This window comes from Proteus sp. LHD240705, assembly GCF_047921555.1.
GTDB lineage: Bacteria > Pseudomonadota > Gammaproteobacteria > Enterobacterales > Enterobacteriaceae > Proteus.
Window position 1 is genome coordinate 56,117 of record NZ_JBLRMI010000012.1, and the last position, 15,033, is coordinate 71,149.

Genomic DNA, 15,033 nt, shown 5'->3' on the forward strand with positions numbered 1-15,033 from the left:
AGCAAAGGCATGCAACAAGACATTTTCACAATGGGCGTTGATATCGGATCGTCAGCCTCGAAATGCATCATCATGAAAAATGGTGATGCGATTGTCGCGAAATCATTGGCATCTGTTGGCGCTGGTACATCTGGGCCTGAAAAAGCGATCAATGAAGTATTGCGTCAATTTGGCGGCGATCTCAGTCAGATCAGCTGGATTTGCGCAACAGGCTATGGCCGTAATTCATTGAAAGAAGCCAACAAAGAAGTGAGTGAACTTAGCTGCCATGCGAAAGGTGCGCACTTTCTTTTTCCGGGTGTGAAAACAGTGATTGATATCGGCGGTCAAGACGTTAAAGCACTTCATATGGATGGTGCAGGCCGTTTATTGAACTTTGTGATGAATGACAAGTGCGCTGCGGGTACAGGACGCTTTTTAGATGTGATGTCGCGAGTATTAGAAACCAAGATTTCCGATCTCGCTCAAGAGGGCGCTAAGTCCACGAAGAAAGTCACGATTAGCTCCACCTGTACCGTGTTCTCTGAATCGGAAGTTATTTCTCATCTCGCGAATAACGAAACAATACCCGACGTCATTAATGGTATTCACCGCTCTGTGGCTAGCCGTATTGCAGGTCTTGCAAAACGAGTCGGTGTTGAAGCCCCTGTTGTCATGACAGGCGGTGTTGCCAGTAATTTTGAAGTTGTTCGTTATGTTAGCGAAGAGCTGAACGCGCCTATCGCCACCTCACCATTATCACAATATAACGGGGCGATAGGTGCCGCCATTTATGCCTTTGAAGCGTACCGCCATCAACTGGAAGACGATGCGTTAACAATAGGAACATCAAAATGAGCAATGTAGATATGAATGCGCCGGATTATATTCCTGCGAAAAAACGACTGCAAAAAATTGCCGCTGATGCTTATCAGCGTGCGTGGGATGCCAAAAACAGCGGTGAAAAAATAGGGTGGTGCGCCTCAAACTTCCCGCAAGAAATCGCTGAAACACTGGGTTTATGTGTGGTTTATCCTGAAAACCAAGCCGCTGCGATTGCCGCAAAAGGTGCGGGTTTAAAAATGTGTGAGCACGCAGAAAGCATGGGTTATTCCAATGATATCTGTGCTTATGCACGCATTAGCCTTTCTTACATGGATATTAAGCAGTGTGAAGAGATGGATATGCCACAGCCTGACTTCTTGCTGTGCTGTAACAACATCTGTAACTGCATGATCAAATGGTATGAAAATATCGCTTATGAGCTGAATATCCCGATGATCCTTATCGATATTCCTTATAAAAATGACTATGACACCGATGATGTAACGGTGAAATATGTTCAAGCGCAATTTGATGATGCCATCAAACAACTCGAAAAAGTCACAGGCAAAGTGTTCTCAGAAGAGAAATTTAAAGAAGTCTGTGAAATTTCGCAACGTACAGGACGTGCATGGTTAAAAGCGGCGGAATATTGCCAATATGAACCTTCGCCAATGAATGGTTTTGATCTCTTTAATCACATGGCTGTTGCTGTTTGTGCTCGCGGTAAATTAGAAGCCGCACTGGCTTTTGAGCAACTGTGTGAAGAGATGGAACAAAATATCAAAGAGAAAAAATCGACTTACCGCGGTGAAGAAAAATACCGAGTTCTCTTTGAAGGTATTGCCTGCTGGCCTTACTTGCGTGCCACATCTACTCCGTTAAAAGAGCAAGGTATCAACGTAACTGCCACTGTTTACGCCACCGCATTTGGTGTGATTTATCAAAATAGTGACGAAATGATGCGTGCTTACTCCTACGTTCCTAACTGTGTCTCTGTTGAACGTGCTGCTGATATGCGTATTAACGTGAGCCGTCAGAATAAAGTTGATGGTGCGATTATTCACGTTAACCGTAGTTGCAAGCTCTGGAGTGGCATTATGCCTGAAATTGAGCGCCGTATTCGTCATGAACTTAAGATCCCAACAGTGACTTTTGATGGCGACCAAGCTGATCCTCGTGTTTTCTCTGAAGCGCAGTATGTCACCCGTGTTGAAGCATTGACTGAAATTATGGCTGCTAACAAAGCAGAAATGAAAAAGGGGGACATCTAATGAAAACATTAGCGGAGTTGTTTGATGAGTTACAAGCCGTGGTGGATAACCCTGTTGCTCAATTAGATGGGTTTATTCGTAGTGGCAAAAAGGTTGTTGGCTGTTTTCCTGAATATACGCCGAATGAAATTGTCTATGCCGCAGGTATGGTGCCTTTTGGTATTTGGGGTGCAGAAGGCCGTGAGATCTCAGAAGCGAAGAAATATTTTCCTCCTTTCTATTGTGCACTAGTGCTTTCTTCTCTTGAGATGGGATTAGATGGGGCATTAAATAAATTGTCTGCTGCCTTAATTCCTTCTCTTTGTGACACCTTAAAATGCTTAGGGCAAAACTGGAAATCTGGTGTACCACAAGTTCCTTTCATTCAATTGGTTCATCCACAGAACCGTAAAACGCCAGCAGGTATTGCATTCTTAACTGAACAATATAAGAAAATTGCACTGCAATTAGGGGAGATTTCAGGTCAAGCGGTAACAGACGATGCACTGAAAAATGCCATCCATCTGTTTAATCAGCGCCGTCGCGCATTACGCGAGTTTTCAGATATCGCGGCACTTCATCCAAACTTGGTCACACCACAACGTCGTAACACTGTGATCAAAAGTGGTTATTTTATGGATGTCGTGGAGTATACAAAAGTCGTTGAAACCATTGTTGCACAATGCAAAACCTTGTCTCCAGAACCTTGGAAAGGACACAAGATTGTTGTAACAGGCATTATTGCGGATAGCCCTTCTATTCTACAAATTTTGGCTGACAACAAAATGGCGATTGTGGCGGATGAAGTCGCGCATGAGTCTCGTCAGTTTCGCCAAGATATTCCTGAAAACAAAGCACCTTATGAAGCGATGGCTGAGCAAATCGCCCATCTTGAAGGGTGTTCACTTTTGTATGATCCAGAGAAAAAACGCGGTCGTTTAATTGCCGATATGGTGAAAAACACAGGCGCCGATGGTGTCGTCTATTTACTGACGAAGTTCTGTGATCCTGAAGAATTTGATGCCCCTATTGTGAAGAAATTCCTCGATAGAGAAGGCATTCCTTCCATCATTATCGAAATCGATCAGCAAACTAAAACATATGAACAGGCAAGAACAGCACTGCAAACTTTTGCAGATGTGCTTTCTGCTTAACAACGTTAATTAATAGTCACAAAAGACCTGCGTGATTTACGCAGGTCAATTGAACCCTAACACATATAAGTGGGGCAATCATGGGTATTATTTGTTTAATCATCGGGCTAGCGATATTAATGATTATGTGTATGAAAGGCATACATATTTTTATTTCTGTCTTTACCACCAGCCTATTTCTTGCTGTGACTGCATGGCTTGTATCACCAGATATGCTTAATCCTGTCGATGCACTATTACAAGTGTATACCGGCGGATTAGGTGGCTATTTTGGCAGCTTCTTCTTCATTTTCGTACTAGGCGCGATTTTTGGCAAATTAACCGCTATCAGTGGCGCTGCTGATAGTGTTGCCTCTTTTATTATTGGTAAATTTGGTGAAAGAGCCGTTATTCCATCATTAGTGGCGGCTTGTGCCATTTTAGCCTACGGCGGTGTGTCAGTGTTTGTTGCACTGTTTACCGTCTATTCAATGATGGTGAGTTTATTCCGTAAAGCGAATCTTCCTCGCAGACTTATTCCGGCTGTCTATTTTGCAGGTGCGGGTACGTTTGTGATGATCATGCCGGGATCGCCTCAGATCCAAAACCTTATCCCAATGAAATTTCTAGGCACGTCAGCAACTGCGGGTTTAGTACCAGGTATGTTGACAGCATTGTTCCAAGTCACCTTAGTGATTATTTATCTCACTTGGCTCTTTAAGCGCGTAAAAGCGAAAGGTGAAGGTTGGGTTGAAGATGAAAAAACGGCGAAAGCAGAAGAGGGTAAAAAAGATCGCCAATTACCGAATGTGCTCGTTGCATTACTGCCGATGCTTATTCTGCTTGTCGTGCTGAATATCCTGAAATGGGATCCCGCTATTGCACTGTTCTGCGCCATTATTGCTGCCTTGATTGTGTACTTACGCTATCTAGATTGGAAAAAACTCATACCTAATTTAGCCGCAGGGACGATGGAAGGGGTGACCTCCCTCTTTAACACGGCGGTTATTGTTGGATTTGGTGCGTTAGTCATGACGTTACCTGCCTTCAAAGAATCATTCCAAGCGATTGCTCAATCGGGTCTTAATCCACTTGTTGTGACTGCAATTTCAGTCGGTGCGCTAGTGTTTATCAGTGGTTCAGGCTCTGGTGCGTTAAGTATCGCAATGCCAATGATTGCTGCGATGTTCCCTGCAACCGTGGTTGATCAAGGTTCATTACACCGTGTTGCCACAATGGCATCTATGAGTACAACACCGCCATTTAACGGATTGATTATTACTGTCTTTAGCGTCTGTGGTGTCAGCCATAAAGAGGGCTATGGGCCAGTGGGGACATTAACCCTCGCTATCCCACTGTTAGCCATGATGTTTATGTTGTTGCTGTACACCTTTTTACCTGCATCAATAGCGACGATGTAGAAATCACGTTAACCCATTAATGCGTGCGATAAGACGACAAACGTGAAATCGCACGCCATAGAGATAACCATCAATATTCTCAGAGGAAGATAAACATGGATTTTCAGCTAACAGAAGAACAAGTCCTGATCCGCGATATGGTCAGAGAGTTCGTTGAAAACGACATTAAACCAATTGCGGGTGCTATTGATAAAGAACATCGCTTTCCTAGTGAGAGTGTTGCACCGATGGCTGAATTGGGACTCTTTGGTTTCAACATTGATGAAGCTTATGGTGGTACAGAAGCAGATGCTATTAGCTATGTATTAGCCACAGAAGAGATGGCGAAAGTGAGTGCCTCTCACGCCATGATCATGGGATCACAATGTTCTTTAACAGGACCAATTATTCAAAAATATGCTGATGAAGAAACTAAAGCACGCATTTTACCAGGTGTGGTTTCTGGCGAAAAATTAGGGTGCTTCTGTTTGTCAGAGCCTAGTGCGGGTTGTGATGCTGCGGCTCAGGAAACAACAGCGGTTCGCCAAGGCGATAACTATGTGATTAATGGCTCTAAATTGTGGATCACTGCGGCGCCTCAAGGTGCTTTCTTTATCGTGTTTGCTATGACCGATAAAAGCAAAGGCGTAAAAGGGATCACCGCATTCTTAGTTGAGCGTGATAACCCTGGTATTAGCATTGGTTTACCTGAAGACAAAATGGGTATGAACGGCTCTGAAACCTGCTCTGTGAGCTTCAGTGATTGTGTTGTTTCAGCCAGCGCTATGTTAGGCGAAGAAGGCAAAGGCTTTAATATCGCGATGGAAACCTTAGATGGCGGGCGTTTAAGTTGTTCTGCATTGGCATTAGGGATCGCACAAAGTGCCTTAGATGCCACTATTGCTTACACCAAAGAACGTATTCAATTTGGTAAACCTATTGCGGCTAATCAAGGTATTCAATGGGTATTAGTGGATATGGCAACGCGTGTTGATTGCGCACGTATGCTAGTTTATCGCGCCGCTGCCGCCAAAATGGCAGGTCTTCCTTACACTCGTGAATCAGCTCAAGCCAAACTTTATGCAGCAGAAGCTGCCACTTATGTAACTCAAAAAGCCGTTCAATTACATGGCGGTATGGGTTACACCAAATCCTATCCTGTTGAACGTTTGATGCGTGAAGCAAAACTTACTGAGATTTTTGAAGGCACAAGTGAAGTGCAACGTATGGTCATCGCTAAGCATATTTTAGCGTAATGAGATTTGAGCTTATTAATTTGTTGCATTGTGCAAAACGGAGAATGTGAATTATGAAACTTATTGCCTGCTGTAAGGTTGTTCATGACGAACAAGACATCACAACACGGCCTGATCGTACACTCGCAACCGATAATGCGGGTTTAAAAATTAGTTTGTATGACTTGAATGCAATTGAAACCGCAGTAGAAATAGCCTCTACCCTTGGTGATAGCACTGTAACTGCATTAAGTGTGGGGACAAGTGCAATGGTTGAAAACGCGAAAATCAAAAAAGATATTTTATCGCGTGGCCCAGATGCATTAACGCTGGTTGCTGATGATGCATGTAGCGCGCTTTATTCAACGGATACTGCCAATATTATTGCGCAAGCAGCAAAAAAAGTGGGTTTTAACTTGCTCATTTTCGGCGAAGGTTCAGGTGATTTATACGCTCAACAAACGGGTTTAGCCGTTGGTGAATATTTAGGTTTACCTTGTGTGAACGCTGTAAACAAAATCACCGTTGAAGGCGACAAAATCATTGTTGAACGTGATTTAGAAAATATCACTGAAGAACTTGAACTGACATTACCTGCCATTGTGTGTGTCACTTCAAGTATTAACACACCAAAACTCCCTTCAATGAAAGCCATTTTAGCGGCGAATAAAAAACCAGTTGAAAAGCTGGGGTTAGGAGATATCGGTGTTGATATTTCTTCTCTGACTGTTGTGCAAACACAAGTTTGTGCGCCAGAGCAATCTGATCGCCTTGGTATTATTTTAGAAGGTGATTCAGATGAAAATATTGCCACTTTTGCTGAACATTTACGCCAAGCGGTTAATCAATAAGGAGATTAAAAATGGCTAGTTTACTACCTACTACCTTTGTTTATGCCGAAAAAGCGGATGATTTAGCAAAGCTGATCGCATTTGCGCGTGGCCTTGGCGAAAAGGTCAATGTTCTGTTTATTGGTGATGATGAAAACACGCGTGAATGTGTCAACTTAGGCGCTGATTGTGTGTACTGCTTTGCACCTCAAGAGGGTGTGATTGCTGAAGATTATGCGGCCTCTTTTGCCGCAATTATTAAAGAAGCGGGTGCGAATGCATTGGTTCTACTTGCTTCATCAAAACGAGCAAAAGCGATTGCGGCTCGTCTTGGTGTGACTTTAAACGCTGGTGTTGTCAGTGATGCATTAAGTATTGCTATTGAAAACAATACTGTGATTGCTACACACCAAGTCTATGGTGGTTTAGCGCATGCTAAAGCAGAAATTCGCTCACCTTATGCCATTGCGACTGTCGGTAGTGCATTAGATGTGGAAGCCATCAAAGACGCACCCAATGCACAAGTGGTGCAAAGTGCCTTTATCGCCCCTGCACATACATTAAAAGTATTGGCTCGTAAGCCAAAACATGGCAGTGCCGTTGATTTAGGTAAAGCGCATTGTGTTGTGGGTGTCGGACGCGGTTTTGGTAAGGCGGATGATATTGCACTCGCGGAGGCATTTGCGAAAGCCCTTCAAGGCGAAGTGGGCTGTTCACGTCCGATTGCTGAGGGTGAAGGCTGGATGGAACATGACCGCTACATTGGTGTTTCAGGCGTGACTTTAGGTGCGGATGTTTATGTTGCTGTCGGTATTTCAGGGCAAATTCAGCATATGGTGGGTGTGGATAGAGCAAAAGTCATTGTTGCTATCAACAAAGATAAAAATGCCCCAATTTTCAATATGGTGGATTACGGTATTGTTGGCGACCTCTACAAAGTGTTACCTGCATTAACCGCGAAGCTTGGCGGCTAATCACCGTAGGTCGCTTAGTGATAATTTGCTAAGCGACCACACATAATAAAAGGATAGGAAAGTATGTCAGACGATATTTTTGACGCCATTATTGTGGGTGGTGGACTTGCTGGTGGTACTGCTGCCTATGTATTAGCACAAGCAGGGTGTGATGTTTTAGTTGTAGAGCGAGGTAATTTCGCTGGCAGTAAAAATATGACAGGTGGACGTTTATACGCGCACAGCCTTGAAAAAATCATTCCCAATTTTGCCCAAGAAGCACCTGTTGAACGCCTTGTGACGCGTGAAAAAATTTCCATGCTAACGGAAACAGATGGTGTGACTTTAGATTATCAACACACGCAACAAGAAGAGGAAGCTGCACGCTCTTATACCGTATTACGTTCTTCATTTGACCAATGGTTAATGGAAAAAGCAGAAAACGCTGGCGCACAAGTGATCACGGGTGTTCGCGTTGATGAAGTGTTGGTGAAAGAAGGCAAGGTGTGTGGTGTAAAAGCGGGTGATGATGAAATTGAAGCCCATGTGGTTATCCTCGCTGATGGTGTTAATTCATTATTAGCAAAACAATTAGGTATGACACAAAAAATTAATCCTCACACTGTGGCGGTAGGGGTTAAAGAGTTATTGGAATTCACGCCACAACAAATGGAAGACCGATTTGGTTGTACTAATGATGAAGGCTTAGCTTGGCTTTTTGCTGGCGCACCATCAGGTGGATATTTAGGTGGCGGATTCTTATATACCAATAAAAATACCGTTTCTTTAGGCCTTGTTTTAGGGCTACATAATGTCGATAAATTCGAAAAAACGGTTCCTCAATTATTAGAAGATTTTAAACAGCACCCTGTTGTTGCACCACTTATCAAAGACGGCAAATTATTAGAATATTCAGCGCATATGGTGCCAGAGGGTGGCATGAATATGGTATCTGAATTAGTCAAAGATGGCGTATTAGTGGCGGGAGATGCCGCAGGTTTTTGCCTTAATGTCGGCTATACCGTAAGAGGAATGGATTTAGCGATTGCTTCAGGTGAAGCGGCTGCAAAAGCGGTATTAATGGCGAAAGAGCAAAACAGTTATAGCCAAAAAGAATTAAGTTGCTACCAATCTTTATTAAATGACAGCTTTGTGATGAAAGATATGAAGTTATACAAAGACTTGCCTTCTTTCCTCGATAATACAAGATTCTTTACGGATTACCCGCAAATGGCTGCGAACGTGATGCACGACTTATTTGTGATTAATGGTCCAGAAAAACCTGTGCGTAAGAAAATACTGTCTCAAGTTAAGAAAGTGGGTGTGATGAACTTAATTAAAGATGGGTTTAAGGGGGTACGTTCTTTATGAGTCAAGTCAACGTAGACGTTAAATTAGGCGCCAATAAATTTAATGTGGATGAAGAAAATCCACATATTGTGTTAAAGGATGATATCGATCCTGTACAATTTGACATCTTAATGAAAGCCTGCCCTGCTGGGTTATATAAGAAAGATGAAAAAGGACAATACCTTTTTGATTACGCGGGCTGTTTAGAGTGCGGAACTTGCCGTGTTTTATGTGGTGAAACAATTTTAAAGAAATGGGAATATCCATGTGGCACTTTAGGCATTGAATTTCGTTACGGTTAATGTAACAACACCAATCCCCCTCTAACATAACCTCCAAAATTTTAACTAGAGGGGGAATGAGCATTCTGAGTACATATTGATTCATATATGGATCATAATGCTTGAAATGATTTTTATATGCTCTATAACCCTGTTTTAAAACTTATCTTAACGAATGTATTTTTCGATATTCTGAAGGCGTCATAAAAAATTCGGATTTAAATTTTCGACTTAAATTAGAAATATCGCTAAATCCGCATTCATAAGCTAATTGTGTAATATTTTTCTCTGCCAAGAGAGGATTAACTAAAGCCGCTTTATAATTCTCAAGGCGTTTTTGGTAGATCCAACGAAGTACAGAGGTATTTTGTTCTTTAAATAACATTTGTAAATAGCGCACGGAGATCCCACAAGCATTTGCACATTGATTAACACTTAAATCTGGATCGGAAATATGTTGCTCTAAATAGTGCTGGGCAAAATAAAACAGTGTTGATCTTCCTAAGCTTTGAGGTGGAGTTGCAATACTGTATTCACTGAAAGCAGACGTAATTAAATTCAATAAAATATCGGCAAGTTGTTGTGCATGTTGTGGTGGCATTGAATCTAAGAACGGAATATAGCGCATCACAAAGCTATAAACGAGGGAGCCTGTAATGCTATTGCCTCGTATTGCTCTTGCAGTAAGATTTTGGGTATTACCTAAACGTGATGCTAGTTTTTCCCTTGGGATCAAAATTTTAAATAATGAGTAATCGTTATCAAAAGACCATGATACGGGTCTTGCCATATCAAAAATACAAAAGTCTCCTTGCCGTAGAAATGCGGTTCTTCCATCTTGAGTAAGATGGCTAGTTCCTGAACGCTGTATCTCAATTTGAAAATGCTCTTCCAAGCTAAGTTTATGAGTTAAAGGACGGCTACTCGCCCAGTGACCATTAGACTCTAGCTGAATAAAGCGAATATTTGTCACCTTCTGCTCGATAATGTTGGCATAAAATCGAGAATGAGGAGGCAATTCGACTTCATTGCATTCATAAGACGATAAAAAGCGGTCTTTTATTGTATCCCTGAATACGGAAAACCGATCTACGTCAGGGAGCTCCCGAGTCGTAAACATGCTTTTCATAGTACGCCCACTTTTATTGAAAGTATTTTTGTTGTGTTGCTATCAATCTAGTATAAAAACGACTTAAACCAGGTTGAAATAGAATAATGTTTTTATAACTTTAATTTTAAAATTAGAATAGTAAGTTTAAATAATTATTAACGGAGATATTCATTATCTTTCTTGTTAATAAATTGAAGACAATATATTTAAAAGTTTTTAATTTATTTAAACTAACATCATGTAAATTATAGAATTAATTTATAGCATTTTTTATGCTAGCATTTCTATGCTATTAATCCTAAGTTAATTTCCTATCTTTAGAGAGAGATCTCATAAATAGATTAAGAGTGATTCTTATTAATATCTTATTTATTTCATTCTTTTCAGAGTGTGAGTTAATATGGATTTTATGTAATTTAAATAATGGCTTGTTAATAAGATGATTTTTTATGGTTAATAATGTAATTTGTTTTTAAGATGCGTTAGTAAGATAATTATAGATAATAAATATTTTTTTATTATAAAAAATATTTAGCTAAAAATAATAAAACTCTTTAAATATTATTATATTAGTTATTAATAATAACCATTTTTCCATATCAAAGAGAGTTTTATTAAATAAAAATGCTATATCATTAAGAAAAGAATAGTGATTGAATTATTGATGCAGTGTAGGGAAATAGGTGCGATTAATAAACGAAATCCTATTCTTACTAAACAAAAGATAACTCCCACAATAAAAATAAGAATAAATGTAGTGATTGATTCATATTGATAGTGCATAGTTGAAAATAGCAGTGAAGAAAGAATAATCGCTATCCATTTTCCTGTATTGCCATACCACATGCCTGCATTTAATAGAAAACCTCTAAAAATGATCTCTTCAGTAATCGGAGCAATAAACATAGCAGCAAGGGCAAACAGGAAGAAAGCAAATCCTGTAATGGGTTCAACCTCGGCTATCCATGAATCATCGTCAGAACCTAAAAACATGCCGATAAATAATAATCCCAGTAATGTTAAGATAGGGGCTTTTAATGTTCGCCATTGAAGCCGGCCTAATGGCATTAATGTAATGTGTTTTTGATAGGCAAACCAAATAATTAGGCAGTAGGGAAGGTAAATAAAAAAGCTCACCAATGAGATGATATAAGTTGATTGAAATAGTGCAACAGATGAAGGCGTTAGCAATAGGCTAAAAGAGGAAAAGAAGTAGCCTATAAAGGCAAGTATGCAGATGACTAAATGGTAAACTCGATCTTTGGGAAATTCCATTTATGTTTGTCTTTGAGGGGTAATCAGATAAGTAATTTGTTTTATTTATTATGCATGATAAAAATAATTTTTGTGTTAATGTAATAAATATAAATAACTTATAGCTAATATAAGGCTAAATTTTGAAAGAAAATCTTTTACAGACTATCCTCGATTGGATTGAAGAAAATTTAAATAGTCCTTTATCTCAAAGTGATGTTATAAAAAAATCAGGATACAGTAAAAGGCATTTTCAAGATTTGTTTTATCATTTTACTGGCAAGACGATTGCTAGATATATCCTAGCAAGACGTTTGTCGTTGTCTGCAACTTTATTACGATTAACAAGTTTATCTGTATTAGATATATCGATTATTTATCAATTTAATTCTCAACAGAATTTTTCAAGAGCTTTTAAAAGATACTTTAAAGTAACACCAAGTGCTTACCGAACCTGTAAATACTGGGACTTTACTTACTATATACCACAACATAGTTATTTAACTTTCCAAAATTTAATAAGTAGTGAAAGCTTTGTCAGTTTATTGTCTCCTAAATATGAAGAAAGTATTTATTATGTTGATATTCCTTTTGAACTTAAGGCTACTATTGCTCGAACTAGGTTGATTTTTAATAATAAAGATAAAATAGATAATTTAAAAATGTTAATAAAAAATAGTTCTGATTTTTATTTGAATGTATATTATCGGTATGAAAAATCTTCCTTTAATAAAAATGTATTAGTTGTATATAATTTTTTTGAATTTAGTGATAAACATAAGTTTTTTGTTTCTATGAATGGTGATAAATATTGTAAATTTTCATTTTATGGTACATGGGATGAATATTTAATATTATCTAATGTTATTTATTCTAGGGAATTACCAAAGTTAAAAGCCAAAAAAAGAGATGGCTATGATATTGAGATTTTTAATATCAAACATATGAAAGATAAAAGTAATATATGTTCATTGGATTACTTCGTTCCTGTTGTATGATTTTTTAGTAATTTTTTAGGTGTTGTATTATAATATTCTTTGAATTTCTTTATGAAATATGACGTTGTTTTATACCCTAATTTATTTGATATGGTATTTATGTTTAAATTTGTTGTTGTTAATAAATTTATAGCATGTTCCATTCTTGTTTTTGTTAATATTTTTGTAAAGTTTGTTTTTTCTGCCTCAAGCTTTTTTCTTAAAGATGATGTTCCAATATATAGCCTTTTACTAATATCTTTTATTGTCCACTCATAACTTAAATCTTCACTAATAATATTGATTATTTTATTTGTATATGATGAATTGTACATATTATAGATAAAACTCATAATATTTATTTCTAAGCCACTTAATAAGTATGCTATTTTTAATATATATTCATGTTCTATTTTGTCAGATGTAATAATTTCGTTATTAAATTTGGTTTTTTATTTATTAAATAACAGAATATCTTCTGGATGAGTTTTTTTTATCAAAATATTGTTTTCAATATTCTGTGTATTCTCTTTTAATATAAGATGATTAGAGGCAAAATTTATTTTTAAAGCATCTCTAAGGACATCACAAGATAAATAAAGTAAGGTTGGTTTGTTTTCATTAGAAAAAAATACATCAAACTTTATATCTTTTGATATTAGAGCAATACTATTTTTATTTATTGATTTTTTAAATTTACTCGTTTCTATTCGTATTTCGCTATCTTTTGTTAATAACATAATGTAATTAGATAGGGTTAAGTTTTTTAAATGAAAATAATAATCTTTCATATAAATAGACTCACTTTAATCCAAATTTAATTAGTTAAATAGTAATGATAAATATATTAATGATTAGTCTATGGTTTTATTTTTATAAATGAAATTACATTTTTTACGGTGTAGCAAATAGTGGTATTTATTTATCTTTTAGTGTTATTTTTTATGTGGGTTATCATAAGTAAAGACTAATTCTCACAGTAAATTACATAGGTGTAAGTATAACTTTGATTATACGAGTATGTTTTAACATTTTTGGCAGTTTAATTAAAAAAATTAGTTGTTGTATCTTTTTTAGGGTTCCTACTTTATTGATAAACATCTTATTTATTGTTTTGTGGTATTTATTTATTTCTTTGTTTGATTTGGGGCGCTGGGCTAGGTGATACACTGAACTTAAGTGAAATCATATTTGTAGTGTTTCTATGTTCATCCCCTTCTTAGGTAATTAAGATGCATGGCTGGAATATTAATTATGTAATAGGAAATGAGGTTAAAGCTATAAGGAAGGCTCAAAATCTGACAGGGATTAATGTGGCAAAGAAAATGAATATAAGCCAACAACATTATTCTCGCCTCGAACGAGGTGATGTTAAATGGAGTGTTTCTACACTAATAGAAGTTTGCTTTATTTTAAATATTTCTATCCTTCATTTTATAAAAATATTAGACAGTAAAAAGAGAATAATTATTGATTGTAATCGCGAGTATATTCATAAATAGAAAACAATGCAAATACAAGGGGGAGAATAAGGAAAGACTATTATTTTGTAACTGATTCTTAATAAAGAATTTTTAAATAAACAGCGCGTATTTACTGTTTAGAAGTTCTATTCTAATGCTAGGTAATTATTATGAAATTTATCTTTTCTGAAAAAAATTCAGATATACAAGTGCAGTTAAATCCGCATGCAAAGCATGTGATAACGGCAAAACCCAATGAAGTTTACCAATTAATTGATTCTGAAACAAATCTTTCACCGCTAGATATTAAAGCACTTCGTAAGTCAGATGATCTTATTTTATCTAGTAAAGAACAAGAGTTCGAAGTTGTAATTAAAGATTTCTGGGAAGAATGTAAACCAGGAGAAGAACAGTGTTATGCAACTTTAAATGTATTAGATCAAAACGGGGTCATGGGGGAAGTCACTATTACTCAAGATGGTCCTGTTTTAGAGCATTTAGTTGCTGGTGAAACCGGTACTCTTTCTGATAATGATGATGGAATTGGTCTATTTTTATGGGTTGCTGGTTCTATCGGTAGTGCATTAGCGATCTTTTTAGCTAATAGAAACCATGGTGGTGATAATAAAGGTAATGATGCCGATGTTACCGCACCAAGTAAACCAGGATTAACAGCTGAAGATGATGGTTCTGTGTCTATTGATTTACCAAAAGATGCAAATAAAGGTGATTCTGTAGATGTTACTTTTGAAGATGAGAATGGTAACTCAAATACTGTCACATTAGAGAAAGGCGATAATGGCTGGACATCAAGCAATCCGGACTTAATTCCTGATACAGATAACAATCACGTCACCATTCCGAATGACAATATAAAAGATAACAGTGATGTTACCGCAAGTGCGAAAGATCCGAGTGGTAATAAAAGTGATGATGTTACTGTAACAGCAAAACCAGATCCCGTAACAGACACACCAGTTTTAAGTATTCCC

The 15,033-nt window shown here is 37.7% G+C and carries 16 protein-coding genes; 12 read left to right on the forward strand and 4 right to left on the reverse strand.

Going from position 1 to position 15,033, the window contains the following annotated elements; all coding sequences use genetic code 11:
* Positions 1-9: 9 nt before the first annotated feature.
* The 9 genes from ACNART_RS16955 (at position 10) to ACNART_RS16995 (ending at position 9,257) form a co-directional block, all read left to right on the forward strand.
* Positions 10-837 carry an acyl-CoA dehydratase activase gene (locus ACNART_RS16955; protein ID WP_151436161.1) on the forward strand — a complete coding sequence of 276 codons (828 nt, stop codon included), beginning with the start codon at positions 10-12 and terminating at the stop codon, positions 835-837.
* Positions 834-2,075: a 2-hydroxyacyl-CoA dehydratase subunit D gene (locus ACNART_RS16960; protein ID WP_069369783.1), complete on the forward strand. Its 1,242-nt coding sequence runs from the start codon at positions 834-836 to the stop codon at positions 2,073-2,075. The genes ACNART_RS16955 and ACNART_RS16960 overlap by 4 nt, the downstream gene beginning before the upstream one ends.
* Positions 2,075-3,208 carry a 2-hydroxyacyl-CoA dehydratase subunit D gene (locus ACNART_RS16965; RefSeq protein WP_368927904.1) on the forward strand — a complete coding sequence of 378 codons (1,134 nt, stop codon included), beginning with the start codon at positions 2,075-2,077 and terminating at the stop codon, positions 3,206-3,208. Before ACNART_RS16960 ends, ACNART_RS16965 begins: the two co-directional genes overlap by 1 nt.
* An 80-nt stretch (positions 3,209-3,288) precedes the next feature.
* Positions 3,289-4,608 carry a GntP family permease gene (locus ACNART_RS16970; protein ID WP_109373297.1) on the forward strand — a complete coding sequence of 440 codons (1,320 nt, stop codon included), beginning with the start codon at positions 3,289-3,291 and terminating at the stop codon, positions 4,606-4,608.
* Between the two features lie 95 nt (positions 4,609-4,703).
* Positions 4,704-5,843: an acyl-CoA dehydrogenase family protein gene (locus tag ACNART_RS16975; protein WP_088494521.1), complete on the forward strand. Its 1,140-nt coding sequence runs from the start codon at positions 4,704-4,706 to the stop codon at positions 5,841-5,843.
* A gap of 53 nt (positions 5,844-5,896) precedes the next feature.
* Positions 5,897-6,673: a putative electron transfer flavoprotein FixA gene (gene fixA, locus ACNART_RS16980; RefSeq protein WP_198626449.1), complete on the forward strand. Its 777-nt coding sequence runs from the start codon at positions 5,897-5,899 to the stop codon at positions 6,671-6,673.
* An 11-nt stretch (positions 6,674-6,684) separates the two neighbouring features.
* The gene (locus ACNART_RS16985) at positions 6,685-7,626 is read left to right on the forward strand and encodes an FAD-binding protein (protein WP_198620535.1); all 942 of its coding nucleotides are present in this window, start codon (positions 6,685-6,687) and stop codon (positions 7,624-7,626) included.
* A gap of 63 nt (positions 7,627-7,689) precedes the next feature.
* On the forward strand, positions 7,690-8,976 hold the full coding sequence (locus tag ACNART_RS16990; RefSeq protein WP_198620534.1) for an FAD-dependent oxidoreductase: 1,287 nt from the start codon (positions 7,690-7,692) through the stop codon (positions 8,974-8,976).
* Complete coding sequence (locus ACNART_RS16995; RefSeq protein WP_198626447.1) at positions 8,973-9,257, forward strand: ferredoxin family protein; 285 nt, start codon at positions 8,973-8,975, stop codon at positions 9,255-9,257. Before ACNART_RS16990 ends, ACNART_RS16995 begins: the two co-directional genes overlap by 4 nt.
* Positions 9,258-9,399: 142 nt before the next feature.
* Here ACNART_RS16995 and ACNART_RS17000 read toward each other — a convergent pair whose 3' ends face one another.
* Together ACNART_RS17000 and ACNART_RS17005 are read right to left on the reverse strand one after the other, a co-directional pair.
* Positions 9,400-10,365 (reverse strand): helix-turn-helix domain-containing protein, encoded by a 966-nt coding sequence (locus ACNART_RS17000; RefSeq protein WP_368927903.1) that lies wholly within the window; start codon positions 10,363-10,365, stop codon positions 9,400-9,402.
* A 609-nt stretch (positions 10,366-10,974) separates the two neighbouring features.
* A complete protein-coding gene (locus ACNART_RS17005) occupies positions 10,975-11,622 on the reverse strand; it encodes a lysostaphin resistance A-like protein (RefSeq protein ID WP_416303655.1) in 648 nt (215 codons plus the stop codon).
* Positions 11,623-11,744: 122 nt separating this feature from the next.
* Between ACNART_RS17005 and ACNART_RS17010 the strand changes: the two genes are divergently transcribed.
* Positions 11,745-12,599 (forward strand): helix-turn-helix domain-containing protein, encoded by an 855-nt coding sequence (locus ACNART_RS17010; protein ID WP_368888157.1) that lies wholly within the window; start codon positions 11,745-11,747, stop codon positions 12,597-12,599.
* Here ACNART_RS17010 and ACNART_RS17015 read toward each other — a convergent pair.
* Positions 12,578-12,931: a helix-turn-helix transcriptional regulator gene (locus ACNART_RS17015; RefSeq protein WP_416303656.1), complete on the reverse strand. Its 354-nt coding sequence runs from the start codon at positions 12,929-12,931 to the stop codon at positions 12,578-12,580. The genes ACNART_RS17010 and ACNART_RS17015 overlap by 22 nt on opposite strands.
* Before the next feature lie 99 nt (positions 12,932-13,030).
* Entirely contained in the window at positions 13,031-13,369 is a 339-nt protein-coding gene (locus tag ACNART_RS17020) for a hypothetical protein (RefSeq protein ID WP_416303657.1), read from the reverse strand.
* Between the two features lie 441 nt (positions 13,370-13,810).
* On the opposite strand from ACNART_RS17020, the gene ACNART_RS17025 reads away from it, so the two are divergent.
* A complete protein-coding gene (locus ACNART_RS17025) occupies positions 13,811-14,080 on the forward strand; it encodes a helix-turn-helix domain-containing protein (protein WP_198620529.1) in 270 nt (89 codons plus the stop codon).
* A gap of 131 nt (positions 14,081-14,211) precedes the next feature.
* Positions 14,212-15,033: hypothetical protein (locus tag ACNART_RS17030; RefSeq protein ID WP_368890626.1), on the forward strand; the 822-nt coding region annotated here is incomplete at its 3' end.

What these genes read in the sequence shown, in the direction of transcription:
- ACNART_RS16955 (WP_151436161.1), top strand. Translation starts at nt 10, where the DNA reads ATGCAACAAGACATTTTCACAATGGGCGTTGATATCGGATCGTCAGCC.
- ACNART_RS16960 (WP_069369783.1), top strand. Translation starts at nt 834, where the DNA reads ATGAGCAATGTAGATATGAATGCGCCGGATTATATTCCTGCGAAAAAA.
- ACNART_RS16965 (WP_368927904.1), top strand. Translation starts at nt 2,075, where the DNA reads ATGAAAACATTAGCGGAGTTGTTTGATGAGTTACAAGCCGTGGTGGAT.
- ACNART_RS16970 (WP_109373297.1), top strand. Translation starts at nt 3,289, where the DNA reads ATGGGTATTATTTGTTTAATCATCGGGCTAGCGATATTAATGATTATG.
- ACNART_RS16975 (WP_088494521.1), top strand. Translation starts at nt 4,704, where the DNA reads ATGGATTTTCAGCTAACAGAAGAACAAGTCCTGATCCGCGATATGGTC.
- fixA (WP_198626449.1), top strand. Translation starts at nt 5,897, where the DNA reads ATGAAACTTATTGCCTGCTGTAAGGTTGTTCATGACGAACAAGACATC.
- ACNART_RS16985 (WP_198620535.1), top strand. Translation starts at nt 6,685, where the DNA reads ATGGCTAGTTTACTACCTACTACCTTTGTTTATGCCGAAAAAGCGGAT.
- ACNART_RS16990 (WP_198620534.1), top strand. Translation starts at nt 7,690, where the DNA reads ATGTCAGACGATATTTTTGACGCCATTATTGTGGGTGGTGGACTTGCT.
- ACNART_RS16995 (WP_198626447.1), top strand. Translation starts at nt 8,973, where the DNA reads ATGAGTCAAGTCAACGTAGACGTTAAATTAGGCGCCAATAAATTTAAT.
- ACNART_RS17000 (WP_368927903.1), bottom strand. Translation starts at nt 10,365, where the DNA reads ATGAAAAGCATGTTTACGACTCGGGAGCTCCCTGACGTAGATCGGTTT.
- ACNART_RS17005 (WP_416303655.1), bottom strand. Translation starts at nt 11,622, where the DNA reads ATGGAATTTCCCAAAGATCGAGTTTACCATTTAGTCATCTGCATACTT.
- ACNART_RS17015 (WP_416303656.1), bottom strand. Translation starts at nt 12,931, where the DNA reads ATGAGTTTTATCTATAATATGTACAATTCATCATATACAAATAAAATA.
- ACNART_RS17020 (WP_416303657.1), bottom strand. Translation starts at nt 13,369, where the DNA reads ATGAAAGATTATTATTTTCATTTAAAAAACTTAACCCTATCTAATTAC.
- ACNART_RS17025 (WP_198620529.1), top strand. Translation starts at nt 13,811, where the DNA reads ATGCATGGCTGGAATATTAATTATGTAATAGGAAATGAGGTTAAAGCT.